29 protein-coding genes are annotated in these 26046 nt (G+C 34.3%); 1 reads left to right on the forward strand and 28 read right to left on the reverse strand.

What is annotated here, in order from left to right:
- Window positions 1–3: 3 nt before the first annotated feature.
- The 17 genes from ACPX19_RS10635 to ACPX19_RS10715 form a co-directional block, all read right to left on the reverse strand.
- On the reverse strand, window positions 4–687 hold the full coding sequence (locus ACPX19_RS10635; protein ID WP_426429983.1) for an SDR family NAD(P)-dependent oxidoreductase: 684 nt from the start codon (window positions 685–687) through the stop codon (window positions 4–6).
- 4 nt (window positions 688–691) lie between these two features.
- Window positions 692–922 (reverse strand): hypothetical protein, encoded by a 231-nt coding sequence (locus tag ACPX19_RS10640; RefSeq protein WP_426429984.1) that lies wholly within the window; start codon window positions 920–922, stop codon window positions 692–694.
- A gap of 2 nt (window positions 923–924) precedes the next feature.
- Window positions 925–1617, reverse strand: a complete 693-nt coding sequence (folE, locus tag ACPX19_RS10645; protein WP_426429985.1) for a GTP cyclohydrolase I FolE — start codon at window positions 1615–1617, stop codon at window positions 925–927.
- A gap of 55 nt (window positions 1618–1672) precedes the next feature.
- The gene (locus ACPX19_RS10650; protein WP_426429986.1) at window positions 1673–1945 is read right to left on the reverse strand and encodes a TIGR03643 family protein; all 273 of its coding nucleotides are present in this window, start codon (window positions 1943–1945) and stop codon (window positions 1673–1675) included.
- Window positions 1942–2373 (reverse strand): hypothetical protein, encoded by a 432-nt coding sequence (locus ACPX19_RS10655; RefSeq protein ID WP_426429987.1) that lies wholly within the window; start codon window positions 2371–2373, stop codon window positions 1942–1944. The genes ACPX19_RS10650 and ACPX19_RS10655 overlap by 4 nt, the downstream gene beginning before the upstream one ends.
- A gap of 99 nt (window positions 2374–2472) precedes the next feature.
- A complete protein-coding gene (locus ACPX19_RS10660; protein WP_426429988.1) occupies window positions 2473–3963 on the reverse strand; it encodes a deoxyribodipyrimidine photo-lyase/cryptochrome family protein in 1491 nt (496 codons plus the stop codon).
- Entirely contained in the window at window positions 3960–5438 is a 1479-nt protein-coding gene (locus ACPX19_RS10665; RefSeq protein WP_426429989.1) for a cryptochrome/photolyase family protein, read from the reverse strand. Before ACPX19_RS10665 ends, ACPX19_RS10660 begins: the two co-directional genes overlap by 4 nt.
- Window position 5439: 1 nt before the next feature.
- A complete protein-coding gene (locus ACPX19_RS10670) occupies window positions 5440–6744 on the reverse strand; it encodes a DASH family cryptochrome (RefSeq protein WP_426429990.1) in 1305 nt (434 codons plus the stop codon).
- Complete coding sequence (locus tag ACPX19_RS10675; RefSeq protein WP_426429991.1) at window positions 6723–6863, reverse strand: DUF2256 domain-containing protein; 141 nt, start codon at window positions 6861–6863, stop codon at window positions 6723–6725. The genes ACPX19_RS10670 and ACPX19_RS10675 overlap by 22 nt, the downstream gene beginning before the upstream one ends.
- A complete protein-coding gene (locus ACPX19_RS10680; RefSeq protein WP_426429992.1) occupies window positions 6860–8281 on the reverse strand; it encodes an SDR family oxidoreductase in 1422 nt (473 codons plus the stop codon). Before ACPX19_RS10680 ends, ACPX19_RS10675 begins: the two co-directional genes overlap by 4 nt.
- A complete protein-coding gene (locus tag ACPX19_RS10685; protein ID WP_426429993.1) occupies window positions 8281–8919 on the reverse strand; it encodes a flavin reductase family protein in 639 nt (212 codons plus the stop codon). The genes ACPX19_RS10680 and ACPX19_RS10685 overlap by 1 nt, the downstream gene beginning before the upstream one ends.
- Window positions 8920–10230 carry an ABC1 kinase family protein gene (locus tag ACPX19_RS10690; RefSeq protein ID WP_426429994.1) on the reverse strand — a complete coding sequence of 437 codons (1311 nt, stop codon included), beginning with the start codon at window positions 10228–10230 and terminating at the stop codon, window positions 8920–8922. It abuts the gene before it with no gap.
- A complete protein-coding gene (locus ACPX19_RS10695; RefSeq protein ID WP_426429995.1) occupies window positions 10231–10887 on the reverse strand; it encodes a TetR family transcriptional regulator C-terminal domain-containing protein in 657 nt (218 codons plus the stop codon).
- A gap of 100 nt (window positions 10888–10987) precedes the next feature.
- Window positions 10988–12031, reverse strand: a complete 1044-nt coding sequence (arsB, locus tag ACPX19_RS10700) for an ACR3 family arsenite efflux transporter (RefSeq protein ID WP_426429996.1) — start codon at window positions 12029–12031, stop codon at window positions 10988–10990.
- A 6-nt stretch (window positions 12032–12037) separates the two neighbouring features.
- Entirely contained in the window at window positions 12038–12652 is a 615-nt protein-coding gene (locus ACPX19_RS10705) for a protein-tyrosine-phosphatase (RefSeq protein ID WP_426429997.1), read from the reverse strand.
- Between the two features lie 24 nt (window positions 12653–12676).
- Complete coding sequence (locus ACPX19_RS10710; protein WP_426429998.1) at window positions 12677–13567, reverse strand: arsenite methyltransferase; 891 nt, start codon at window positions 13565–13567, stop codon at window positions 12677–12679.
- 18 nt (window positions 13568–13585) lie between these two features.
- Window positions 13586–13912, reverse strand: a complete 327-nt coding sequence (locus tag ACPX19_RS10715; protein WP_426429999.1) for an ArsR/SmtB family transcription factor — start codon at window positions 13910–13912, stop codon at window positions 13586–13588.
- 149 nt (window positions 13913–14061) lie between these two features.
- Between ACPX19_RS10715 and ACPX19_RS10720 the strand changes: the two genes are divergently transcribed.
- Window positions 14062–14910: a DUF2911 domain-containing protein gene (locus tag ACPX19_RS10720; protein ID WP_426430000.1), complete on the forward strand. Its 849-nt coding sequence runs from the start codon at window positions 14062–14064 to the stop codon at window positions 14908–14910.
- 49 nt (window positions 14911–14959) lie between these two features.
- On the opposite strand, the gene ACPX19_RS10725 is transcribed toward ACPX19_RS10720, so the two are convergent.
- The 11 genes from ACPX19_RS10725 to ACPX19_RS10775 all read right to left on the reverse strand — a co-directional run bounded on the left by ACPX19_RS10725 (window position 14960) and on the right by ACPX19_RS10775 (window position 26034).
- The gene (locus ACPX19_RS10725; protein ID WP_426430001.1) at window positions 14960–15937 is read right to left on the reverse strand and encodes a Gfo/Idh/MocA family protein; all 978 of its coding nucleotides are present in this window, start codon (window positions 15935–15937) and stop codon (window positions 14960–14962) included.
- Entirely contained in the window at window positions 15927–17747 is a 1821-nt protein-coding gene (locus ACPX19_RS10730) for a sodium:solute symporter (protein WP_426430002.1), read from the reverse strand. Before ACPX19_RS10730 ends, ACPX19_RS10725 begins: the two co-directional genes overlap by 11 nt.
- A 143-nt stretch (window positions 17748–17890) precedes the next feature.
- Window positions 17891–20410, reverse strand: a complete 2520-nt coding sequence (locus ACPX19_RS10735; protein ID WP_426430003.1) for a PIG-L family deacetylase — start codon at window positions 20408–20410, stop codon at window positions 17891–17893.
- Window positions 20411–20535: 125 nt separating this feature from the next.
- Window positions 20536–21618, reverse strand: a complete 1083-nt coding sequence (gene corA / locus ACPX19_RS10740) for a magnesium/cobalt transporter CorA (protein WP_426430004.1) — start codon at window positions 21616–21618, stop codon at window positions 20536–20538.
- 3 nt (window positions 21619–21621) lie between these two features.
- Complete coding sequence (locus tag ACPX19_RS10745; protein ID WP_426430005.1) at window positions 21622–22155, reverse strand: mechanosensitive ion channel domain-containing protein; 534 nt, start codon at window positions 22153–22155, stop codon at window positions 21622–21624.
- Between the two features lie 111 nt (window positions 22156–22266).
- Window positions 22267–22857 carry a Maf-like protein gene (locus ACPX19_RS10750; protein WP_426430006.1) on the reverse strand — a complete coding sequence of 197 codons (591 nt, stop codon included), beginning with the start codon at window positions 22855–22857 and terminating at the stop codon, window positions 22267–22269.
- Window position 22858: 1 nt separating this feature from the next.
- Entirely contained in the window at window positions 22859–23785 is a 927-nt protein-coding gene (locus ACPX19_RS10755) for a geranylgeranylglycerol-phosphate geranylgeranyltransferase (protein ID WP_426430007.1), read from the reverse strand.
- Window positions 23786–23794: 9 nt separating this feature from the next.
- Complete coding sequence (locus ACPX19_RS10760) at window positions 23795–24109, reverse strand: hypothetical protein (protein WP_426430008.1); 315 nt, start codon at window positions 24107–24109, stop codon at window positions 23795–23797.
- Window positions 24099–24638, reverse strand: coding sequence for a hypothetical protein (locus ACPX19_RS10765; RefSeq protein WP_426430009.1), 540 nt, complete (start codon window positions 24636–24638; stop codon window positions 24099–24101). Before ACPX19_RS10765 ends, ACPX19_RS10760 begins: the two co-directional genes overlap by 11 nt.
- Window positions 24639–24658: 20 nt before the next feature.
- A complete protein-coding gene (locus ACPX19_RS10770) occupies window positions 24659–25198 on the reverse strand; it encodes a KdsC family phosphatase (protein WP_426430010.1) in 540 nt (179 codons plus the stop codon).
- A 41-nt stretch (window positions 25199–25239) separates the two neighbouring features.
- On the reverse strand, window positions 25240–26034 hold the full coding sequence (locus ACPX19_RS10775) for a Rossmann-like and DUF2520 domain-containing protein (RefSeq protein ID WP_426430011.1): 795 nt from the start codon (window positions 26032–26034) through the stop codon (window positions 25240–25242).
- Between the last annotated feature and the right edge of the window lie 12 nt (window positions 26035–26046).

A 26046-nucleotide genomic window follows, 5' to 3' on the forward strand; every position in this document is an offset into this window, starting at 1 on the left:
AATCTAAATTTTAAAACTTACAATTCCGCAGTCCATTTCAAAGATTTGTCCAGATAACGAAGCGGCTTTCTCAGACAATAAAAATGTAGCCATATCTGCAACTTCTTCAGGTTTAAGGTACTTTTTTAGAGGGTGGCGTTCGGTCATATTTTCAATCATTCTTTCATTGCGCAATAATTTTGAGGCTAAATCCGTATCTGTAACTGTGGGTGCAATGGCATTGATCCTCACTGTGGGTGCTAGTTCAGCCCCAATGGATTTTGTTAAACCCTCAATGGCAGATTTAGAGGCAGCAACACTAGCGTGAAACGGCATGCCTAGTTTGGAAGCAACTGTACTAAACAATACGATAGCAGGTTGATTTCCATTTTTTAAAACCGGAAGGTATTTCTGAATGGTTTTTACAGCACCTAAAACATTAATTTCAAAATCATCCCTAAAGTCATCAAGACTAAGACGATTAATGGGTTTTAAATTAATACTTCCAGGACAGTAGACTAAACCATCAGCGGCTTCAATATCAGGCAATTCATCATTGATGACATCGCACGAATAATGCTTCAAATTATCATGAGATTGCTCAGGTGCTGTTCTGCTTATATTTATTACTTTTTGTGAAGAAAGCAGGGACGAGACAATCGCATTGCCAATACCTTTGCTTCCACCTACAACAATAATAGTTTTCATAACACTAAATACCTGTTAATAGATGTTTTCCATGAAGACGTTTTTCGATTTTTCGCTTTATTGCTGTAAGTCGTTTCATGGTATCCATTATACTTTGATCCTTATTTTTTTTGTAAATTTCGTTTAGGCCTAAAATAAGCGACTTTGCTTCTCTAGAGATTTTAACACGATCACTAGTAGATAATGATTTTCTTTTTTCTTGCTCAAATTCCAAAGCTCTTTCTAAAATATCCATAGCTAATTATTTATATAGTTTTGTAATTCAACAATTTTTTCTGGACTATTAAATTCACCGCCATAATAGGTTGTAACTGTCGATGAAGTATCATCTTTAACACCTCTAGATGATACACAAAGGTGTTTTGCATCAATAATTACAGCAACATCATCTGTTTCTAAAACAGTTTTAAGTTCGTTGGCTATTTGTTGTGTTAAACGTTCTTGTACTTGCGGACGTTTAGCATAATATTGAACAATTCTGTTCAATTTAGATAAACCGATCACTTTGCCTGAAGATTTATAAGCCACATGAGCCTTTCCAATAATCGGGACGAAGTGATGTTCGCAATTGGAATAGAAAGTGATGTCTTTTTCAACAAGCATTTGATTGTATTGATACTTATTGTCAAATAGTGCCACCTTAGGTTTGTTTTTTGGGTCTAAGCCAGAGAAGATTTCTTCAACATACATCTTGGCTACACGATCTGGTGTTCCACTTAGAGAATCATCGTTTAAATCTAGGCCTAGAACATCCATAATTTCTGAAAACAGAATTGAAATACGCTGCTTTTTCTCGTCATCAGACATATCGAAAGCATTTGGCTTCATAGGTGTATCTAGGCTAGTGAATAGGTGGTCATCACCAATATCTTCAACCGAAAATCCGTTTAAGTTTTGACCATTCTTTTTGGAAATTGCTTTTGTATTCATAGCATCTTTTTAATGTGCTGTCTTTAAGTACTCCAAGCTTAAATCAAAGCACGAGTTAACGTTTTGAAATAGAGTTGTTTGTTATTGTTCTTTGACGCGAACATTTAAATCTGCCCTTGTCAAACGTTCTTTTATTTTTATGTTTAGTTGCTCTGCCTTGCACACGCGCTCTCCACATTCTAAAACTGCTAGGTTTCATTTCTCGGCGCATCAGTTCTATAACCTCTTGTTCTTTTAGTCCAAACTGAAAAGTAATAGCTTCAAAAGGCGTTCTGTCTTCCCAGGCCATTTCTATTATGCGGTCTATATCTCTTTCATTTAAGGTCATATAGTTGCAGGCATTGAAAATCGCATATCATATTTTACTTTCTCATCTAGTAGTTTGTCAAAAAACTTTTTATTCTCTCTAAATGTTTTACTATTTCTGAAATGAATAAATCGTCCTTGCGCATGTAAACTAGAGCCATTCACTTTGTAAATAACAAGTTGATAATATGGAATAATCCAAGTAAAGTTTTTCAAACCTTGGTTAATCATTACCAAAATCCCTTTTGGTCTTAATTCAATGTTGGCATAATTTATATCAGCAACTGTATTCATCATGCTTTGCATGTTCGTGCTCACTTCATCTACAATCATTCGTTTAGATCCTATACCTTTCATTTTCAATTTCTGTACCAAACTAAAGGGATTGCCAACTAGGTCGGCAATAATTTGCTTGTGTTCAGGATTGTGATGTGTGGTATTTAGTATCATAATACTGTAAAGATACAAATGTTTAACTTTTTGATTTAATAGTTAAACAAAAATTAACAGAGAATTATGAAAGTAAAATTCTACAAGGCAAGCTAAAGTTTAGTTGCTTTTTAAAAGGCGACTTCTATCTTGTAGCGTATGACGTTTTAATATCCGAAAACTTTCTTTCTGAACTTCGGGATCCGTCTTCATATTCCAAAGAATATCACTTGCTCGTTTTCGGTTTTCTTTAATGTCAACAATTGGTTCTGGGTAATCTACTCCCAGTTTAAAATTGTAAAGCCCTTGCTCTAATTCTGTCATTAAATAGGGCTCGTGAATAAAAGGGATATCTAAATGTGCTAACTCTGGTACCCATTTTTTTATGAATTCCGCATCAGTATCATGTTTTAGCCCATTGAGTGTTGGATTGTAGATTCTTAGATTATTTATACCGGTTTCGCCCGCTTGCATTTGCAATTGCGGAAAATGAATGCCTGGCTCAAAATCCAAAAACAATTGCGATAAATGTTCCGAAGCATGCTGCCAAGGCTGCCATAAAATATGCGTAAAAAATGACACCAACATAGCGCGCATTCTAAAATTTACATAGCCTGTTTCTATTAAGCAGCGCATGCTCGCATCTACCAAAGGAAAGCCGGTTTGTCCCTCGCGCCAAGCTTTTTGATATTGTAAGGAGATACTCTTTTTGAGTTTATGGTAGCCTTTGTTTACACTAGCATTCTCCATTGTGTGTTCCATTTCAAACTTTTGAATAAAATGTGCTTGCCAGCGCAAACGTGATAGAAATGCACCAATATGACGTTTGTCTTTGGATGCTTCTTTTATTTTTTGACCCTTTTGAAATATTTGTCGAATGGAAACATTGCCCCAAGAAATATAAGGTGAAAGTCTACTACAACTTGTGCGAGATGCCTCAGGTTTTGATATGTTGAACATGTAGTCTTTGTAACGACTCTCAAAAAATGAATTGGCATATTTCCAAGCCGTAGTAGTTCCACCTTTTTGAAATTTAGTTTTTTCGGGAGTATCTAAATCGGTAACAGTAAGGACACTTTCTAAACGAGAAATTTCTTCAAGTGATAGCAATTGATTAGGCATGGGATTAAAAATCTCTATAGGTTGATTCATATAGTTTTCCCACTCCTCTAACCAATTTTCTCTGTTTAATAATCCGCGTTCTACACCATTGTTTTTACTTTCTTTCCATGAGATAAAGTTATTTCTGCAATAGCGAGAAAACTCCTTGTCTCTATTATAGGTTACCAAAATCCCAGTTTCTAAGTGAGAATAAATGGCATCTATTTTGTAGAATGACTGAATGAGGTTAAATACAGATTGAATGTCTCCTGTTACCGATAATACCTTGGTGCCAAAAGGCTTTAATTGGATATTGATATCTCGTATGGATTCTTTAATAAAATTAAAATGGCGTTCACTGTAGTGGTTATCATTTAAAAGAAGATGTTCAAAAGCATAAATTAGAAGTGTAGGTTTACCAGATTGTAAAGCATTGGCAATGGCCTCATTATCTTCAAGCCTTAAATCACGCTTTAGCCAAACAATGTTGATATGTGGTTTACTGGTCATGATAAATTGTTGAGAAATTTTTCGGCATTACTAAAATGATTTTCCAAGGTCTCTTTCTTCATACGGTCTAAGTTGCCTAAAAGCATATTTAATCTTGGATTACTTGCAAAAAAATCACGATGTTTATCCATAAACCTCCAGAATAAGCCATCCCATGTATCTTGCCAATTACCTTTGCCGTAGTTACTCATTTTCATTATATAATTACTGCTGCTTATATAAGGTTTTGTAGACATTAAACCACCATCTGCAAATAAACTCATGCCATAAACATTTGGTACCATTACCCAATCGTAGGCATCTATAAACAATTCCATAAACCATTGGTAAACGTCATCTGGATCGAATTCGCAGAGCACCATAAAGTTGCCCAAAATCATCAAGCGTTCTATATGATGTGCATAACCTGTTTTTAAAACTTTTTTTATAACATCGTCAATAGGTTTTATGCCTGTGCTACCGTCATAAAAGGAGGCAGGGATTTTACGATTAAAGTTCCAAAAGTTTTTGGTGCGTTCTTCGGTGCCCTTTACTTCATAAACCCCTCTAATAAACTCACGCCAACCTAAAATTTGTCTTACAAAACCTTCGGTAGAATTGATAGGTATATCATTTGTGTTTGCATACTCAATAGCTTTTTCAATCACCTCTAAAGGAAGAATTAAGCCAACATTAATCAGTGGTGATAAAAGACTGTGATTTAAAAAATGTTCCTCTTTTACTATAGCGTCTTCGTAAGCGCCAAACTCATGGAAACGGTATTCAAAAAACTGATGTAGCCATTGTTCGGCAGATTTAAAGTCTGTAGGGTAGTTGATGAAATCATTTAATTCACCGTAATGGTTGCTGAAGTGCTCTTCAACATATTTTTCCGCTTCTTTATTAATTTTGGTTTTATTGGGGAATTGAATGTTTGGTGGTATTTTATATTTTGGATACTTTTTGCGGTTATCGGAATCGTAAGTCAATTTTCCACCCTCAGGTTCACCATTGATCATTAAGACATTTCGATCTTTTCTTTGGGCTTTATAAAATGAAGTTTGAAAGAATTTCTTCTTGTTGGGCTTAAAAAATAAGCTTAAGTCTTCTTTGGTATTGATAAACAATGGACTGTCGTACCATCGAATGTTGATGTCATTTTTAAATTGATTGATACGTTTTTGTAACCAATTATCTGTTGGGTCGATAATGTGAAGCGTTTCCGCACCTTCCTCAAATAATTTTGGGATCAACTTACGTACGTCATGTAAATCTGAAATTGCTTCAATGTAATTTACGGTTTTGCCTCTGGATGTTAAATAATCTTCATAAGCTTTCATCGAAGCCCTATGGAATGCTATCTTCTGCTTATGAAATTTATAGTGTTTAAAGAATAAATATTCTTCAATGAGGTAGATATCAGCATCAATCTCTAGAATTGGCGAATTCTTAAACAGTTGATGAGGGAAAAGAAGTATGAATTCAGTTTTTTTCATGTTAAAATAGACTGGGTTGCAACCAAAGGCTTCTAAACTTTCCATTACTATCGTAACGTTCTGCTTGCAGTTGTACGTTGAATTTGCGGTCTCGTGGGTCATTGCCAACTCCAGCAACGTACATCCAATTTCCATAATTACTGTGCACGTCATAGTCGAGTAGGAGGGACTCAAAATAGGCAGCTCCGATTCGCCAGTCGAGTTCTAATTCCTTGGCAAAATAACTAGCCACGTTTTGTCGACCACGATTACTCATCCAACCAGTTTCTTTGAGTTCTATCATGTTGGCATTTACAAAATCAGAAGCAGTTTCTCCATTAATCCATTGCTCAATGAGTTTTTTATTGATTGACCATTCGTAAGTCTTATTCAAAATACCCTCTATTTTAAAAATCTGATTACCATGTTTTAACGAGATGTATTTAAAATAATCACGCCATATCAATTCAAAAATTAACCAATACGTTGATTCATTTTTAAAATACTCTTTTTCAAATTGTTTTACCTTCCAGTAAATGGTTTTAGCTGAAATGCTACCATTAGCTAGCCAAGGGGAAAATTTTGAACTATAATCTTTACCTACCAGGCCATTTCTCGTTTTCTTATAAAAGCCTAGTTTTTTGGTATTGAAGAAATAGTCGTTAAGTCTTTTTAGAGCATCTGTTTCTCCACCTTTAAAAGGAAAGGCGGAATGTGGATGTGTTTCAAAGTTTTCAAAGCCTAAATCTCTTAGAGTCGGAATCGTAGTTTTGTTCTCTACTCTATTGTTTTCAGGTTGTTTTACGATTAAGGATTCTTTTCTTACATCTATATACTTTTCTAACTTTTTTCTAAAATCAGTAAACACCTGAGGTGTTTTTTTAATCTCAAAATTAATGTCATCTGGATGGAATAAAAATTGATTGTAAATGGCCTGCCAACTGATGTTTTCTGTTTTTGATTTTACGGTATTTTCGACATCAACTTCTTCTTGCGTCCATTCTTTTTGAAGAAATATGTGGGTGACTTGATAAGCTTCACATAGTGTAGATATGATATTCTCCGGTAAATCATGATACACTAACAAATCGATATTTAGTTGGCTCAATTGTTTTTTTAAATCATGAATAGTTTCGATAAGAAATTTGGCTCTATACCTTTCGGTTTTTTTGAAACCAAATTGGTTAACCTCAAAGTGTCTTGGGTCAAAACAATAGACACCTATAACAGCATTACCGTTTTTACACGCTTCTGCTAAAACACTATTATCTTTTATTCTTAAGTCGTTTCTAAACCAAACTAGTTTTACTTTCTCTGTCTTCTGCATCTTTCACTACAATATTTTACGTTTTCCCAGTCTTTGGACCATTTTTTACGCCATGTAAAATGTCTACCGCAAGTAGGGCAAAGTTTTGTGGGTAGATTCTGTTTTTTTACTCCTTTCATTTGGGGTTAACAAGTGCATTTATCATTCCCTTAAACACAAAGGCATGAAATGGTAATACCATATACCAATACAATCTTCCCCAAACACCTTTGGGTCTAAAAACGGCGCGTTGGTATAATTTATCTTTCACGATTTTGAACTCTAACCATGCCTCACCAGGGAGTCTCATTTCGGCAAATAATAAAAGTCGCTTTTCATTTTTGTCAGCAAACAAGACACGCCAAAAATCTAACGGATCGCCAGGTTCTAAATAGGTATCATGTGTACGCCCACGTCTTAAGCCAACACCTCCAAACAGTTTGTCTATATGCCCTCTAATTTTCCATAGGCCATTAAAGCTGTACCATCCATTGCGTCCACCAATACCCCAAATTTTATCCAGAGTATAAGCTTCATCTATAATTGTCTTTGAACGTATGTCCTTAAAGCATCCAAATTGTGGTAGTTCGATGTGTTTTGAGAGTTGATCTTTAAAACGGCCACTGCTAACCGCATCTTTCCAACTAGAAATCACACTATTTTGTTCTATGCGTTGAAAAGCCAGATCTACAGCTTGTTTGTAGGTTAGGGGCTCAATATCAAGGTACTCATTAATATTGCTAGATTTTCCGATGACTTCCACTTTCATACTGTCTACAAGGGCTTGCGCCAATTGAAATGAGGTAGAGGTAACAAAATAGAGCCAGTAAGAAGAAAGTTTGGGTGTTAGCACAGGCAAGGTATAGATGTAACGTTTTAGACCTCTTACCTTGGCAAACTGCAAGAGCATTTCTTTATAGGTGAGAATTTCGGGTCCAAAAATATCATAAGATTTATTATAAAGTTTTTCTTTGCCTAATCCTCTCGATAAATACGCAAGTACATCTCGAATACCAATAGGTTGTGTTTTGGTGTTTAACCACTTTGGGGTAATCATAACCGGTAGTTTCTCAACAATATCCCTTATAATTTCAAATGAGGCACTTCCGCTACCAACTATAATACCAGCTCTAAAGGTAGTTAAGGCATATTGATTTGATCTTAAGGTTTCTTCAACTTGTAAACGTGATTTTAAATGTTTGGAAAGCGAATCATCATTGACAATTCCACTTAAATAAATAACTTGTTTACATTGCGTGACTTCTATTAGATTTTTAAAGTTTTGTGCACATTGACGCTCTAAATCTTCAAAATCATCAGCATTGGTAGCCATAGAATGGATTAAATAGTAGGCAGCATCGATTGTTTTAGGAATTTTACCAGGCTCTGGACTTAAAAAATCCATTTTAATAAAAGAACATCGTGGGTGCTCTTCAATTTCGTCTGGGATACGGTTTAAATCACGAACACAACAAACCAACTCATGCCCATCTTCAAGTAATTGAAGGGCGAGTCTTTTGGCAATATAGCCTGTTGTACCTGTAATTAGTATTTGCATCAGTCATTAGGAATTGCAAATTCTGGTTTTGGTCGTTGGTATTCTAGTCGCTTTTTTAATTCGGGTACAGCATAGCCGTCTAAACCATTGATGGTAGCTACTTTACCTTTTGATAAATTGATAAAACCATCTTTGTCCAATAAGCCATCAGGAACATACAATTTTTCAATTTTACCAATTAATAAAATTGTATTGTTGACCTTTATTGGATATTCTTCAACATAAGACATTGCCATTTGTATGGGTGAGCCTTTTACAAATGGAGCAAAAAAATCGTCTTTATATTCTTCTTCTAAACTTGTAACGTCAAATTCTGAAATTTGGGAGTCGTACTTAGCAGAAGTGTGATGCGCTTCTTCTAGAATATCTTCGTAAATATGATTGATGGTATATGTTCCTGTGGATCGAATATTATCGTATGTGTTTCTTACTACTGTAGTTGGTCTTAGAAAGAATCCGAGTAATGCAGGGTTTGAACCTAAATGCGTAATGGAACTAAAGACTGCAACATTACTAGTGCCAAAATTATCTTTTGTACCTATAAGATTTGCAGATTTGTAGCCGCTGCAACTGTTTATTAAGTTGATGCGGTAGAGGTGATGCATTTGGTCAATATCATTACTACTGAATTCTGCCATTTACAGATTTATAAAATTGTTGATCTTAATATTTTCTGCTTTTAAATCAAACATGAGGTTATACAAGCCAAAGAACGTTCGGTTGATGTATATAAAATGTTTAGAACCTCTATTACCGTTCATGCTTCTCAATTCTGTGCTCTTTGAATATTTTTGGCCCATTTCTGTGATTTTTCCAAAGAATTGAGCGTCTGAAAAATCGAATACTTCAGAATGAAACGGTTGTGTAAATAAGCTAAGTAATTCGTGAAACATATCTGTAAAGAATAGAATTTCTTCTTCAGTATCATCAGGTCTTAGAATTTCGAGCTCATACAATTTAGCCTTAAATGCTTCTGGGTTGTTAACTGTGTCTTCATTGGCCAACTCGAAATAAGGCTTGTAGAATTCTTCTGGAATAGCTTTCATACATCCAAAATCAATGGCAATCAATTCACCTTTCTTTGAGATTAAAAAATTACCTGGATGTGGGTCGGCATGAACTTTTTTAAGATTGTGAATTTGAAACATGTAAAAATCCCAAAGGGCTTGACCTAACTTAGTTGACAAATTACGATCAGTATTATGGCTTGCAAATTCTGAAAGGTGTTCTCCCGCCATGTAGTCCATAGTGATGATACGCTCAGATGAGAATTCTTCGTAGTAGTTAGGAAACTTTAGGTTTGGAATATGTTTGCAGGCTTCAACAACCGCTTTACTTTGTTCGATTTCTAATTTATAATTAGTTTCTTCCGTAAGCTTGTCTTCAACTTCCTTAAAATATTTATCAGAATCCTTTCCTTTGATATTAAACATTTTAATGGCTACTGGTTTTACTAGGGCCAAATCAGATGCGATACTTTCCGCAACTCCAGGATATTGGATTTTCACAGCAAATTTTTTCCCATTCTTCTCTGCAATATGGACTTGACCTATACTGGCAGCGTTGACTGAAGTTGCGTTGAAAGTATCAAATAATTCTTCGGGATGTTTTCCAAAATATTTTTTAAATGTTTTTATAACTAAAGGTGGTGACAGTGGTGGTACGGAAAATTGAGAAAGCGAAAATTTCTCTACATAAGCTTTGGGCAGAATGCTTTTTTCCATACTTAACATTTGCGCCACCTTAAGGGCACTCCCTTTTAGTTTTTTTAGGCTGTCATAAATATCTTCTGCATTGTTCTGATTAAGACGTTCTTTGGCGTCTTGTTCAGAATTAACCATCTTATCACCATAGTATTTTAAATAGTTAACACCAACTTTGGCTCCCGTTGTAACAAGTTTGGATGCTCTTGAGATTTTTGAAATAGGAATGCTATCAATTGTTTTCATTTAGTTCATGTGGATTTTTTCCTTGTATATAAACTTTCCAAAATCAATAATACTTTTTAATGGAGTGGTGTCTATGAGGTCAAAACTAGCTCTAACAGATTTTTCAATAAAGACATCTGTTTTTTCAAAAGATGGTGAAGTATCATCAAGCCAAAACTTGATAGTCATTAATAATTGTAGCCACGCTGACTCCTTAAGACTTCTTTGCTGTAACCTCATTAATTGTTCTTGCTTTAAATCTATTGTTTTTATATCCAACAATTCAATGTAATTGGTAAAACGTTGCTTAAGAGGTGCAAGCGTACGTAACGTTTTTAATGAATTTTTATGGTCACTTAAAGCGTATGCCACATAACTTCTATTGGCTGTTAAAATTTCAAAAAAGGTAAAATAAAAGCTTAACAATTTATTGCGAGCGTCATAGGATAAGTAGTCTTCACTTTTTTCGAGAATCTCAAGAGTATTGTCAAAAAATATTTTGAAAATGGATTGCTCTAAAGCGTCAAAAGATGAAAAGAATTCATAAAAGTGTTGCTCTTCAAAATTGTTATCCTTAGCAAAGACATAAACTGATTTTGGCTGTTGGCTGTGCGTTAAAACATAGTCCATGTAACCCGAAATGATGTCTGATTGTTTGATGTTTTTCTTTTTTGCCATTGTAATAATTTTACAATGTAAAGATAGGAAATGTTTAATCTATTATATAAAAAGTTAAACAAAATTTAACTCCAAAATATATAGTAAGCAGAGTTCAAGGTTAAGGTTTTAGTGGTAAATAGTATTTTTTTCGAAGCCAAAAAGCCACTCGCACTAATAAAATTAATGCAGGTACTTCTACTAAAGGACCAATAACTCCAGTAAAAGCTTGTCCAGAGTTAAGACCGAATACAGCAATGGATACAGCAATCGCTAATTCAAAATTATTGCCAGCAGCTGTGAATGAGATTGCCGCATTTTTATCATATGGCGCTTTCATAGCTTTACTAACAAAAAAACCGATAAAAAACATTAGGGTAAAATAAACTAATAACGGGATTGCAATGATGAGTACATCTCCTGGGATTTCAACAATAAGTTCTCCTTTTAACGAAAACATTATCACAATTGTAAATAGTAAAGCAATAAGTGTTAATGGAGAAATGGTTGGAATAAATTTTTTGGTGTACCATGTTTCACCTTTGAGTTTTACAAGAATAACACGTGATAAGATACCAAGTAGAAATGGTATTCCTAAATAAATGGCAACACTTTCTGCAATAGTCGCAATAGAGATATCGACAATGGTACCTTCAAACCCAAAATAGGGAGGAAGTACAGTAATAAATAGGTAAGCGTAAAAACTATAACCAAAAACCTGAAAAACACTGTTTAAAGCTACTAAACCAGCGCCATATTCACTACTTCCTTCTGCTAAATCGTTCCATACTAACACCATTGCAATACAACGGGCCAAACCAATAAGAATGAGACCTATCATATATTCTGGATAATCTTGTAAAAAGATTATGGCTAAAACAAACATTAAAACAGGACCTATAATCCAGTTTAACACTAAGGAAATAGACAATATTTTTACATCTTTAAAAACCTTTGGAAGTAAGCTATAATTAACTTTTGCCAGTGGTGGATACATCATTAAAATAAGTCCGATAGCAATAGGGATGTTTGTAGGGCCACTACTATATAAATTTATAAGTTCTGGAAATTTTGGAAAAATATAACCTATGCTAACTCCCAAAATCATGGCTAAGAATATCCATACAGTTAAGTAACTATCTAAAAAACTTAGTTTCTTTTTCATGAATGACTATAACTTAATTTGAGAAAAGATAAACTTCATTTCAGTAGCAATTTGAGTACTACGCTCAAAGTACTTTTCAGCCTGTTGTGGTGTGCCATCGGCAACTTTCGGATCTTCGTAAGTAATAGGTATACGTTGTTCTGCACCTGCAATAAATGGACAACCTTGATCAGCTGAAGAACAGGTCATAATTGCAGCGAAACCAGTTTTAGGATTAAAATTTGAAGTAATCGTTTTTGAAAACCCTATGATAGGGTGCGTGTTTTCAGCGTATTTTAAACTGTAAACAGGATTACTTCCTTCGGAAAGTTTATCAACTTTAAAGCCTGAGTTAGAAAGTGTTTCTGCAGCCACAGAGAATAATGCTGTAGCCTCTGTACCTGCTGAATAGCAAAACAGATTTTTGATTCCAAAATATGAGCCCATAGCTTGAGCCCAAGCTTGAGATAAATGACTTCTTCTGGAATTGTGTGTACAGATGAAATTTAGGTTTACAGTGGTTTTAGCATCAAGTTTAGATTGGATAAAATCTATTAAAGGTTGTAAAACAGCTTTCCTTTCTTCTGAAATTATAGTTGTATCAAGACTATCTATTTTTTCTGATAATTTTGAAAATATCATGCTTGGTTAGTGATTTTATATGGTTTAACAACAGTTGCCATCTGGCGAGCAGCACGGCTCATCATTAGTAATTTCTGCTAATTGAAGTTTTGGTTTCTTTTCCTTTTTTCCAGGTTTTTCAGCATACACTGTAATACTAAAAATACCGACATTATCAGAGTTAAACTGTTTGGTCATCTCTTCATTCAAATACTTACTTAGAATATCATCCGGAATAGTAATAGGCTTTTCTTTTTGAATAGTAATGTTTACAAAACCTTGATCAGAAATGTGGTTTAAATACTCCTCTTTTTGGATGGCACCAGCTACACAACCAGCATACATTTCGGCATCTTCTTTTAAAGCCTTTGGTAAATTACCAACTAAGACTATATCTGAAATACTAAAATGACCACCAGGTTTTAAAACTCTATAAATTTCACTAATAACTTTTTGTTTGTTGGGCACTAGATTAAGCACACAATTACTGACGATAACATCAGCAATAGTATCAGAAACAGGCATGTTTTCTATATCACCTTCCCTAAATTCTACATTGTTATAACCAAGTTTTTCAGCATTGATACGAGCTTTTTCAATCATAATCGGTGTGAAGTCTATACCAATGATTTTTCCTTCACTACCCGTCTCATGTCTTGCCACAAAACAATCGTTTCCAGCACCAGAACCTAAATCTATAACTGTGTCTCCTTTTTGAATTTGTGCAAATAGTGTTGGTAAACCACAACCTAAACCTAAATCCGCATCGCTGACATATCCTTTAGTTTCAGAGTAATCGTCCATCATGATGTTATAAACTTTATTGGATGGAGTAGTGGCTCCACAACAAGATGAAGCATTTTCAGTTTTGCCTTGTTCGGCAATTTTAGCATATCGTTCTTTTACGATGTTTTTAAGTTCTTGTTCGGTTTTCATGATATTAATATTTTTTATTTAACAGCAGTTGTTTTTAATGTTTTGGTCAAAAAAAGAGATAAGAATAGTTTTCATTTCGGCCCACTTTACTTCATCGATACAGTAGCAAACACTCGTGCCTTCAATATTTCCTTTAATCAGGCCCAAATTTTTTAATTCTCTTAAATGCTGGGAAATAGTAGCTTGTGCTAATCCTATTTCTTCAACCAAATCACCACAAATACACGTGTTAGTTTTGAACAGTTGATGTAAGATGGCTACTCTAGCCGGATGTGCAAATGCTTTTGCTAGAGAGGCAATTTTATTTTGAGTGTCAGTAAATATTTCACTTTTTGTCAATCCCATGATTTCCAATATTTGTATATTGCAATATTACGATTAAATTAATTATTGGATCTCATTTCAATGTTAATTTTTCATTTTTAGGTATTCGTTAACATACTTAACTTGAGTTATATTGTAATTTTAACAAAACATTAATCAACATTTATAAAATGAAAAAACTAGTACTTTTTGCTTTTGCCTTGACTTTAATGTTTACGGTAAATGCACAGGTGGAAACACCTCAACCAAGTCCTCTTACAAAAATTGAACAAAAGGTTGGCTTAACAGATGTAACCCTAGAATACTCTCGTCCGAGTATGAAAGGAAGAAAAATATTTGGGGATTTAGTTCCTTATGGAAAGATGTGGCGTGCTGGCGCTAATAAAAATACTATTGTTACTTTTAGTGATGATGTTACTGTAGATGGTACCAAACTAAAAGCAGGCTCTTATGCAATTTTCATAGCTCCTGATAAGGATTCTTGGACTGTTTATTTCTATACAGATACCAATAACTGGGGAACGCCAGCAGAATGGGATGATTCTAAAGTTGCCGCTAAAGGTAGTGCCAAAGTTTATGACATGCCAATGGATGTTGAAACTTGGACTATAGGTTTTGACGATTTAACCAACAATTCTGTGAATATTGGTTTTATATGGGAAAAAACGTATGCTGCTGTAACAGTTAAGGTACCAACAGAAGAAAAAGTATCTGCTTCTATCAAAAATGTAATGTCAGGTCCTTCAGCAGGCGATTATTATTCTGCTGCAGTTTATAATTTATCTGAAGGTAAGGACTTAGACCAAGCTATGAAGTGGATAGACAAAGCTGTTGAGATGACAAAAGACCAACCTCGTTTTTGGTTTTTAAGACAACAATCTTTAATACATGCAGCTAATGGTGATAAAAAAGGAGCTATTGAAGCTGCTAAGAAATCTCTTGAAGGTGCCAAAGCCGCTGGTAATGATGATTATGTAAAAATGAATAAAGACTCCTTAAAAGAATGGGGTGCTATGTAATTTTATTTTAAAATATAATATTAAGCGCAACTCTTTAGGGTTGCGTTTTTTATTTGTAGACTAAACCAATTTGTTTCCGAACCAAATCTAAAGTAGAAATTAGTTCTCTGCTTTTTTCAAAAGTCATGATGTTGCTTTTAGTTCTACCCTCTCTAATCAATTGACTGAAATGCTCTATTTCATAACTGTAACCAATGGTTTTATAATCAAATGTCTTTAAGGTTTGGTTCCCTTCACTATCAATTAATGTTACTGAAGAAGGTTCATGAAAACGACCATTTATTTGTATTATGCCATTTTCGCAATAAAAAATAGCTTCTGTTTTAGTTTCCTCTTTTAAAGTGCTCTTAAGATTTGCAACTGCATTTTTGTATTGAAAAGTCATATGGCATTCCGAATCCACGCCAGTTGGAAAGAATTCAGCATTTGCCTTAATATTATCTGGATTACCTAAACTTGAAAGTGCCGCAAAGATTGGGTAGATACCAATATCTAAAAGGCTTCCTCCACCTATAGATTTATTAAAAAGTCTAGATGTTTCATCATATTCTGGCTTAAAACCAAAATCTGCTTCGAGTTTTTTTAGTTCTCCAAAATGTTTTTTCTCTAGTAAGTCCAGGGCATATTTAAAATGCGGAAGAAAAATGGTCCACATAGCTTCCATTAAAAGCGTGTTCTTTTCTTTTGATAGTCGAATCATGGCTTCGACTTCTTCAAGGTTCATCGCTAAGGGCTTTTCACATAAAACAGGAATATCGTGTTTTAAGCATAGGATGGTATGTTCTTTATGAAAACTATGTGGTGTGGCTATGTAAACTGCATCAACTTTCGGATCTGAAGCAAGTTGGCCATAATTGCCGTAGGCGACATCAGCATTGAATTCCATACCAAACTTCTTAGCCTTTTCAAGATTTATCGACGCTATAGCATAGAGTTTAGCATCAGGAATTGTACTTAGGTCTTGAGCAAATTTTGTGGCAATCTTTCCGGCACCAATAATTCCCCATTTAACTGTTTTAGTCTCCAATATCTTGTTGTTTAGATAGAAATAGCTGCGTAATGTGTGCTATGATAATAACGAGGACACATCCAAATAAATTTAACCATAAATAAGGCATCCAATCGAGCCACCAACCAATTATAACGATAAGTTGTGTTATAAGTGCACTTATAAAAACCGCATTACCTTTAACTCGTTTAAAGAAAAAGGCTAGTAAGAAAATGCCGAGTACATTTCCATAAAATATAGAGCCAATAATATTTACCAATTGAATTAAGTTTTCAGCTAAATTGGCAAAACATGCTATAGTGATAGCAATAATTCCCCAACCAAGGGTAAACCATTTGGTCATGTTAACCATATGTGATTCGCCCCTGTCTTCCTTAAGATTTCTACCGTATAAATCAATCGAGGTAATGGTAGCTAAAGCATTAATTTCTGATGCTGTAGATGACATTGCTGCCGAAAGAATCACAGCCAACAATAAACCAATTAAACCTGTTGGTAAATGATTGAGGATAAACCGAATAAACATATAGTCTCTGTCATTGGTTTGTGTGTCTTTGGCAGCCTCCTTTGATAATTCGTTTAGTTCTTCGATTTTTTCATTATAGGTGCCCTTCTTCATTAAACCTAAAGTGTTTTCATATATTTCTTTTTTTAGAGCATCATATTTACTTGCATATTCAGGATCGATAGTTTTTTTGATAAGAACTTTAGATTCTAAACGATATGTTTTTTCTATACTGTCTATTTGTGATAGTTCTTGTTTTAATTCAGGGTTATCGTTTTTTGCATAAGCTAAACTCAACCTTTGTTTCATATCAAAAAGTTCAGCTTGCTTATCTTGAAGTGCTCTGTACTCATTTCCATATTCTGATGCTAAAACCGTTTCGGTAGATTTATCAATAAAATTTAAAGGAGCAGGATTAAACTGATAAAACACAAATACCATTACACCAACCAAAAGAATAAAGAATTGCATAGGTACTTTTAGCAAACCATTAAACAATAAGCCCATTTGCATTTCTTTCATACTTCTGCCAGAGAGGTAACGTTGCACTTGACTTTGATCTGTACCAAAATAGGATAGCATCAAAAACGTGCCGCCAATTAAACCAGTCCAAACAGTATAGCGATTCTCTAAATCGAAAGAAAAATCCAATACTTGCATTTTACCTGTAGCACCAGCAATATCAACTGCATCTATAAAAGAAACTTCTTTGGGAATTAGATTAATTATAATGATTAATGCCGCTACCATACCAGCAAAAATGACAAACATCTGCTGTTTCTGGGTTACAGTTACTGCTTTAGTGCCGCCAGAAACAGTGTAGATAATTACCAAAACACCGATAATAATATTTAAGGTTACAATGTTCCAACCTAAGACTACAGAAAGAATAATAGCAGGTGCAAATATGGTGATACCTGCGGCTAGGCCACGTTGAATTAAAAAGAGTATTGCTGTTAGGGTTCTGGTTTTTAAATCGAAACGATTTTCAAGAAATTCGTAAGCCGTATAAACTTTTAGACGATGGTAAATAGGAATAAAAACGAGACAGATAATAACCATGGCAATTGGCAAACCAAAATAGAATTGTACAAATCCCATTCCATCAGAAAATGCCTGACCAGTAGTGGATAAAAAGGTGATTGCACTAGCTTGCGTTGCCATGACGGATAAACCAATAGTCCACCATTTGCTGGTATTTCCACCTCTTACATAATCCTGAACATTTTTGCTACCTCTGGTCTTCCACGTCCCATAACCAACAATAGTAGCTAAGGTGGCTATTAAAACCGTCCAGTCTATCCAGTCTAAAGTTTGTTGCATAGGCCTAAGCGAATGATGCCGTTATAAAATAAAATAAAACAATGTATAGTGCATTGGCAATAAGTACAATGGTGTACATCTTATCCCATTTTTGTTTTGGTTGAGGTTGGTCTTGGTTGTGCATATTAATCAGTTGTTGGTTGTTAGTTTTTCAGTGTTTTATTTTTTTCTTTTCCAGCGGAAAGTAAGTTGGCAAATAGGCGATAAGCACCAGAGACACCGGCTGGAAATTCCCTAAAGAAGCTTAAGCCTGTGTAAATATAGTTGCCTTCACCATATTTGGCGACCAATAGGCTTCCTTCTTTGGAGGTTTCGCCTTTATCATTCATAGCTAAAAGTGGTGTAAATTCTCCAGACCACTCATCTGGAAAGTACAATCCTCGTTCTTGTACCCAACCCTCAAAATCCTGAAACGTGATTTTGTTTGGGAAATTTAAAAGCGGATGGTTAGGCTGAAGAATAGTTACTTCAGCGGCTTCATCAGTAACGCGATCTCTAGATAATCGTAAATCGTATGGCGCAATATTGTCGGTTTTAATACCTCTACTTGTATTGTATTGAACAATCATGTTGCCACCTTCTTTTACATAATCTAATAAGAATTTCTGCTTGAATTTTAAATCGTCTAAAACATTATAAGCTCTTATACCAACAACGATGGCATCAAAATTCATAAGATTTTCCGCTGAAATTTGCTCTGGCTTTATTAGGGTCACATTGTAACCGATTTGTCTTAAGCTTTCAGGTACGACATCACCGGCACCTTCAATATAGCCAATGTTATTCCCACGCTTTTCAATATCTAGTCGTACAATTTTGCTCATGCTTGGCATTAAAACGGTTTGGTAAGGGATATGACTGTAGTCTATTTCAATGAGCTCATCGGTATAAAATTCTCCATTAATATTAATAATTGGCGTAATGAAACCCTCACTTTGACCTTTTGGTGGATATACTGTAAAGACGACTTTTTGTATGTCGCCTTTATTTACAATTTCGATTTTTTGTTTTTCCGGATACACATTCCAGTCATTTGGGTACGCTAGTTGAACATAACCCTCAACAGCATCACGACCTGCTTTTACGGTCACTTCAATATCTTTTTGATGGTCATTATCAAAAATGAAAACTTTATCTGAAATGCTAGCCGAAACTTCGGGTATAATCTCAAACGGTCTATACAATTCACCTTTATCTGGTTTTGAATATCTGTAGACCACAGGTTTTGTTATTGTAATTGGTGTGCCGGCAATGTTGAGATTAAAATCTACGGTAACCGCCCTTGGTGTTTCAGGTTTTCCGATCCATGCAGGATTATCTACATGATACATGCCTAAAGTACTCTTTTTATTTAACCAATACGGTGTTGTGTAATGTGTGTTTTTTGGAATTGTTATGCCTTCGTTGAAAGTGAATTTTTGGTTTTCAAGAAGCTGGATTTGCTTAGAATTATCAGTTTCTATTGTTGAGAACTTGTAGGATAGTAATTTAATATCGGCTGAACTTCGATTAAGTACCTCAATATTTAAACTTACCGTTGAGTTTGGGGCTGTCTGTGCTGTATTGGCTGAAACTTCGAGATACAAACCAGCACAAGCTTCTATAATAGTTTTTAATTCTTTTATTTTAATGGTTTTCCAATGCTCATCTTTTATGTTTTGAAGTAATCTGTAAGCTTCCAGTAGTTGAGGTAGGTGAGAAGTCGGATTTTTAAAGTTGAAGTTTTGCTCAACAGCATTAAGAATCTTTCCGATAGCAGCGCCACCTTCAATGCGATTCCATGATGTGTCTATTCCTGCAAAAACAGAATTGCTCTCATCTAGAGGTTCTCCTTTTAAAAACTCAATGTATTCTTGCTCTGTTCCGCGTTGCGACAAGCGTCCAAAACCTTGGCATAAATGTTGGCTGCTTGCCAAAGCAGCGACTTCGTTATTAGACATCCCTTTACTAGGATAGTAGACTCCAATATCAAAATTCAGCATATTACTTTTATCGGCGTTTTCAAAGTTTTCTTGACTACCATAAAACCACCATGAGGTGTTAAAAAATATACGCTTGGGCTGCCATGTGTCTGTATATTGTAATTGTGAGGCATATTTTGAAGAGTCATTTGCCAAATCAAAAGCTTCCATACTTAGCATAGCGGAACTTGTATGATGACCGTGGGTTCTTCCTGGTGTTCTATGGTCAAAACGATTTATGATAACGTCTGGCTTAAATGTTCTTATAGCCCAAACGACATCAGCCAAAACGTCGTCCTTGTTCCAAATATTAAGTGTTTCATCTGGATGTTTGGAATAGCCAAAATCATTGGCTCTTGTAAAGCGCTGTTCACCACCATCAATTCGACGTGCAGCTAATAATTCTTGAGTTCTTATAACACCTAACAACTCTCTGATCTCTGGCCCAATAAGATTCTGACCACCATCACCACGTGTAAGCGAGAGGTAGGCTGTACGTGCCTTAACTTGGTTAGACATGTACGAAATCAAACGTGTATTTTCATCATCGGGATGTGCAGCAACATACAAAACTGAGCCTAAAACATTTAGTTTTTGTATGGCTTCGTAGATTTCTGAAGCATTGAGTTTTTTGGGTTGTTGGGCTTGTAAGGAAACTAAACTACCTAGAAAAAGGAATAGGTATAGTTTTATCTGGTGCATATTACATATTAGTTAGTGTGCTTTCAAATATAAAAAAGTTGGCTACTAATACCTTGTTTTTAGGTTTTGTTTAACGTTGGATATTAGTAAAAAGTAAAAAGTAAAAAGTTTGGAGTGTAAAGTATTTACAGCCACTTCTTGCGTTTAAAATAGTAAAGCATTGCCAAGAATAATACAATCATAATTCCCCAAAGTACGTGGTAGCCGTACTTATAATGCAATTCTGGAATGTTCTCGAAATTCATACCATAGATGCCAGCAATAAAAGTAAGTGGAATAAAAATGGTAGCAATTATAGTGAGGACTTTCATGACTTCGTTCATTTTGTTGCTAATGGTAGTCATGTACATATCCATTAAACTCCAAATCATTTCACGATAGATGTCAATGTTTTCTGACACTTGAATTAAATGGTCGTAAATATCTCTGTAAAAGGTAATTGTACGCTTATAAATAAATGGATGATCTCCTTTTTCAATACGATTTGTAATTTCGCGAAGCGGGAAAATGGCACGACGTACTTTAAGGATTTCACGTTTCAGTTGTTGAACCTCTATATTGATATCTTCTCTTGCATTTCCCGAAAATAATTCGGTTTCTAAGTCTTCTATTTTATTGCCTAATGTTTCAATGATACTGAAATAATTATCTACAATGGCATCCATTATGGCGTACATTAAATAATCGGATTTTAGCCCTCTTATTCTACCATTACCTAGACGTAAACGCTCTCTAATAGAGCCAAAAACATCTCCTTCGGATTCCTGAAAAGTAAGAACATAATTTTTACCTAAAACAATGCTCACTTGTTCTATAGCAATATTTTCTTCTTCATCATAGTAAAGCATTTTGAGTACTACGAAAAGGTAGTCGTCGTACTCATCTATTTTAGGACGTTGCGAAGTATTAACAATATCTTCTAAAACTAATGGATGTAGATCGTATTGTTTGCCAATAGCTTCAATCTTATCTGTATGCTTTAATCCATCTACGTTTATCCAGGTAACTGAGTCTGTTTCTTTATAGGTTACAGCATCTTCAATATTGAGTAAGATGGATTCTTCTATATGGTCTTTGGTATAATCAAAGCATTCTACATGAAAATCTTTATCTGATTTCTGACCAGTATAAATAAGTGTCCCAGGAACCTGACCAATGTGTTTTTTAGATTCTTGGGTACGTTTTTTCTTGGTTCGTCTTTTAATCATAATTTAAAGAATACTGCTATCGTCTAAAGCATCTTTCTCCATTAAAGTTACAGCTTTTTGAAGAATTAGATTATTTGGGTAGGTTACTAGGTCACCGTTATCCTCTCTAAGGATGAGTTGAAAGGCCCTAATATCTTCTATGATTGCCTCAACAGGATAGTCTTTATCGTGTATTTTGATTTTGTCCCCAACTTTATATGGAAATGAAAAGAACATGATAACGCCAGAAGTAATATTGCTTAGAATGGACCAAATGGCAAATAATGCTACACCTACAACAGCAAATACAGAAGAAAAAACAAGAGTAATATCACGTGGTTCTGCACCAAGAATAAATGCTTCAACAAGTAAAGCTATGAGCACAAGGGTTACTGTAACATATCTACCTATAAGATTAGCTCTAGCTTCTGTTGTACCACTTTTTTTACCTATTTTTTTTACGGCGACTACTATGATACTTCTAATAATGAGAAGCACAATAAGTAGTACAAATGTTGAGATAATTTCGGTTTGATAGGTGGTAAAGAAGTCTGACATGTTTAGTTAATTTGACTTTAACAAATATAGATTATTTGGAAGTAGATTTTAGTTCTGTTTTTTAGATTTATACTTAGTTAAAGTACGAGCTTTTGTAAAACTATAATCTGATTATGAGTTGGCAATGTCATTTAACGTTTCGTAAAGTAGGTGGGTTGGCAGACCTACCACATTATTATAAGAACCGTCAATTTTTGTGATGCCTATGGCTCCAATCCATTCTTGTATACCGTAAGCACCTGCTTTATCTAGTGGTTTGTATGTATCCACGTAGTACCAGATTTCATCGTCTGTTAGGGCTTTGAAGGTTACTTTGGTTATGGTATTTACAAGGGTTTGTTTTGAGATTTGCGTAAAGCAAATTGATGTCATTACCTCATGGGTTTTGTTACTCAAGGATTTAATCATTTTGAAGGCATCATCTTTATCTTTTGGTTTTTCAATAGCTTTTCCATCTAACCAAACAATAGTATCGCTAGTAATCAAAATATCTTTTTCTTTGAGTTGAGTTTTAAATGCTTCAGCTTTTAATTTGGCTAAATAATCTGTGATTTCAGTGCCTTTTAAAGTATTGGGATAAACTTCATCAACAGGATGAAGACGTACTTCAAAATCTATATTCATGGACTTTAAAAAAGCATGACGCCTAGGTGATGCCGAAGCTAAAATGATATTGTAATCTTTTAGTTTATCGTTTAGCATATTACTTTAAAATAAAAGGATAAATACAGATAGAAAGCATGCCAGTAAGCATTACCAGCTTTAACATCAAACTAATATGTTTGTAGTGTGATCGCTGTCCTGCACTAAAGATTTTTATGGTGATATAAATTAACGGAGCAACAACAAAAACTAAAAAGTAACCCACTAAAATTTGTTGTTTATATAAACTTGTGACGATGTAATAGACAACAGCAAAAAGAGGAATTAAAGAAAGCACAAATGCAATTTTATTTGCTCTATCCCTTCCTAAAACTATTGGCATGGTCTGCATACCAACTTTATGATCTCCGTTAATGTCTTCAATATCTTTAATTACTTCTCTAACAAGATTTATTAGAAAAGCGAAAATAGCATAGTCTCTTATGATTTCTAAAAAAAGCATATTAGATATGTTATTGAGAGACATCATGGAAGGAATTAATTCAAAAATACCAACAACTAAAATACTTAAAGCTACAACGATGGATACCACAATATTTCCTATTAAAAACATCTGCTTTAAAGCAGTAGAGTAGATATATAACAAAGCTGAACTCATAAAAAACACTATAAATAGCGACGAGTAATTGACTAGGTGAGAGAGATAAAATCCTAACCCAACACCTATAACATTAAGAATCATAAAATAAGTATAGCCTTCTTTTTCTGAAATGTATTTATCAATGATGACTTTGTTGGGTTTATTTACTTTATCGGTATCTATATCATAGATATCATTGATTATGTAACCAGCAGCAGCAATACATAATGTCGCTAAAACCAATATAGCAAAAGCGAGCGGACTTAATGTTGTTGTAACCCCTTGAGTTTCGTTAAAAGGAAGTAGTAAAGCATATCTAATTAAGATTTGCACAAGGGCAATCATTAATAGGTTTTTCCAACGGATTAGATTAAGAAAATGAATCATTCTTGGTAATTAATGAGAGAGTATTTGATTAATTAGATAATAAGTGGTGTATGCTACGATAGCAAAAACAATAAGACTTATAACAACTGTTCTTCGGAATAGTTTTCGTTCTTGCCTGCGTATCTTATTTTTAATTTTTTCCTTATCGGATTTGCTGAGGTTTTTATGCAAAAATTCCATTTGATAATTGAGATGCGCCTCTAAATCTAGTTTTTCTTTATATACAGAAAAGGGTGTGCTCGTTTTTTGGTTAAAGGTAGATTGATTATTGCCAAACCCTATATAACCAAACCCGGTGCTATGTCTTCTGCTTCTACGAGCCATATTGTTTTTTAAATATGAATTGAAAAAGTAAAAATATTAAATATATAATTACCCAAATTAATATGTGTTTCAGAGGAATAGATTTCTCATTCTTTTTTTTGACTGTTGAAAATTCAAAAGCATCATCAAAAAAAGTTTTTCCTACAATTACCTTAATATAGGATTCTTTTAATTTCTCAGCAGTTTGCTCTAAATAATTTTGATTTTTGTCTTGGTTTATTAAAAGTGTATTGAATAACAATTTCTCGCTTATCACATTATTATGAATTTGGCTTGTATCAAGAACAGTTAGTTTAAAACCATAGTCTTTTGGATGAAAAGAATTAGAAATTTTTATGATTCTATTTCTTTTTTCGTTTGTGTAAATTAATGTGTCGACGATAATAGAGCCAGATTGAGATCTATCATTTTCATGTTTTAATTCATAGTTAAACTCTTCTACCAGATAGTTAAAAGATACTCTAGCTTTATCTCTAAAATTTTTACATCTTTTTTTATATTCTGAAGGCTCCATAACTTTAATTGCCAACTGCCTACTATAAACTAAACCTAATCGTATTTAGCGTCAAAATTACCATTCCACTTATTGTGTACTTTTAGCACTTGTTCTATAACATCTCTGGCTGCACCTTTTCCACCACTTTTATGTGAAATATATTTTGAAATGGCTTTAATTTCTGGAGCAGCATCTTGCGGACAACACGGTAAACCTGAGAGCTTCATAACAGGAAAATCTGGAATGTCATCTCCCATATACAAAACTTCAGAGGCTTTTACATTTCGCTTTTCTAAATAATCGTTGAGTTGCTCAATTTTATTGTGCGCGCCTAAGTAAATGTCCTTTATACCTAAGCCCTGTAAACGTTTACGAACACCTTCGTTTGAACCGCCAGAAATAACACAAACATTAAAGCCTGCATCTACAGCAGTTTTTAGTGCAAAACCGTCTTTAATACTCATTCTTCGCAGCATTTCTCCAGAGGTTGTGACAGTAACCATACCATCTGTAAGTACACCATCTACATCAAAAATAAATGTGCTTATATTGATGAGGTATTCTTTGTAGCTTTTATTTTCAGATTTATCCATTTGTTACTTTATATGTCACTTCGACTACGCTCAGTGACCTGTTAATCTTTTGTTTTCCTGTGTTTGCTGAGCGTAGTCGAAGCACCATGTATTTTCTTTATTGAAGCTGTTAGCAATTCGTAAATAGCTTTATGATCTTCGTTTTCTAACTGTTTTAAATGACGCTTAATCGTTTTTTTATCATTGCGTTTTGCTGGCCCTGTTTGTGCCATATAAGGTGACATATCCTGAACCTTTCTGGCAGTTTCCATAATCAATGGTTTTAGAATATCAAAGTTAATGCTTTTAGCGTCACTGATTTCGTGTGCTATTCTGTACAACTGATTGCTAAAGTTATTAATAAAAACAGCAGCTAAATGTAAGGTTTGGCGTTGCTCTGATGAAATTTTATGAGCTGTACAACCCAAAGCTTCAGCTAAATTTTTCATAAACTGAAGATTCTTCTTTTCGGTAACTTCAATACAAATAGGAATTTCACTAAAATCCAATTCAGCATCTCTAGAGAAGGTTTGCAAAGGGTAAAAAACTGCACGTTGGTTTTTCTTATCTAAATCGTGAATAGAAACACTGCCAGAGGTATGTGCTACTAATCTGTTTTCAAAAGGTAGTGCTCTAGAAAGTGATGCAATACTATCATCGCTAACAGCCAAAATGTAAATGTCAGCGTCTTTAAGTTGAGACAAATCATCTGTAGTTTCAACTTCATTCGCGTAAGACGATATATCGCTATATGTACGATTATACCATTGTTTTACTGTGACTTCTTCAGCGTTTTTAAAGGCTTTGTATAAATGATGTGCAACATTTCCAGCACCTAAGAGTATAACGGTTATCATGCTGTAAAAATA

It is taken from the genome of Winogradskyella sp. HB-48 (genome assembly GCF_049942685.1).
Taxonomy (GTDB): Bacteria; Bacteroidota; Bacteroidia; order Flavobacteriales; family Flavobacteriaceae; genus Winogradskyella.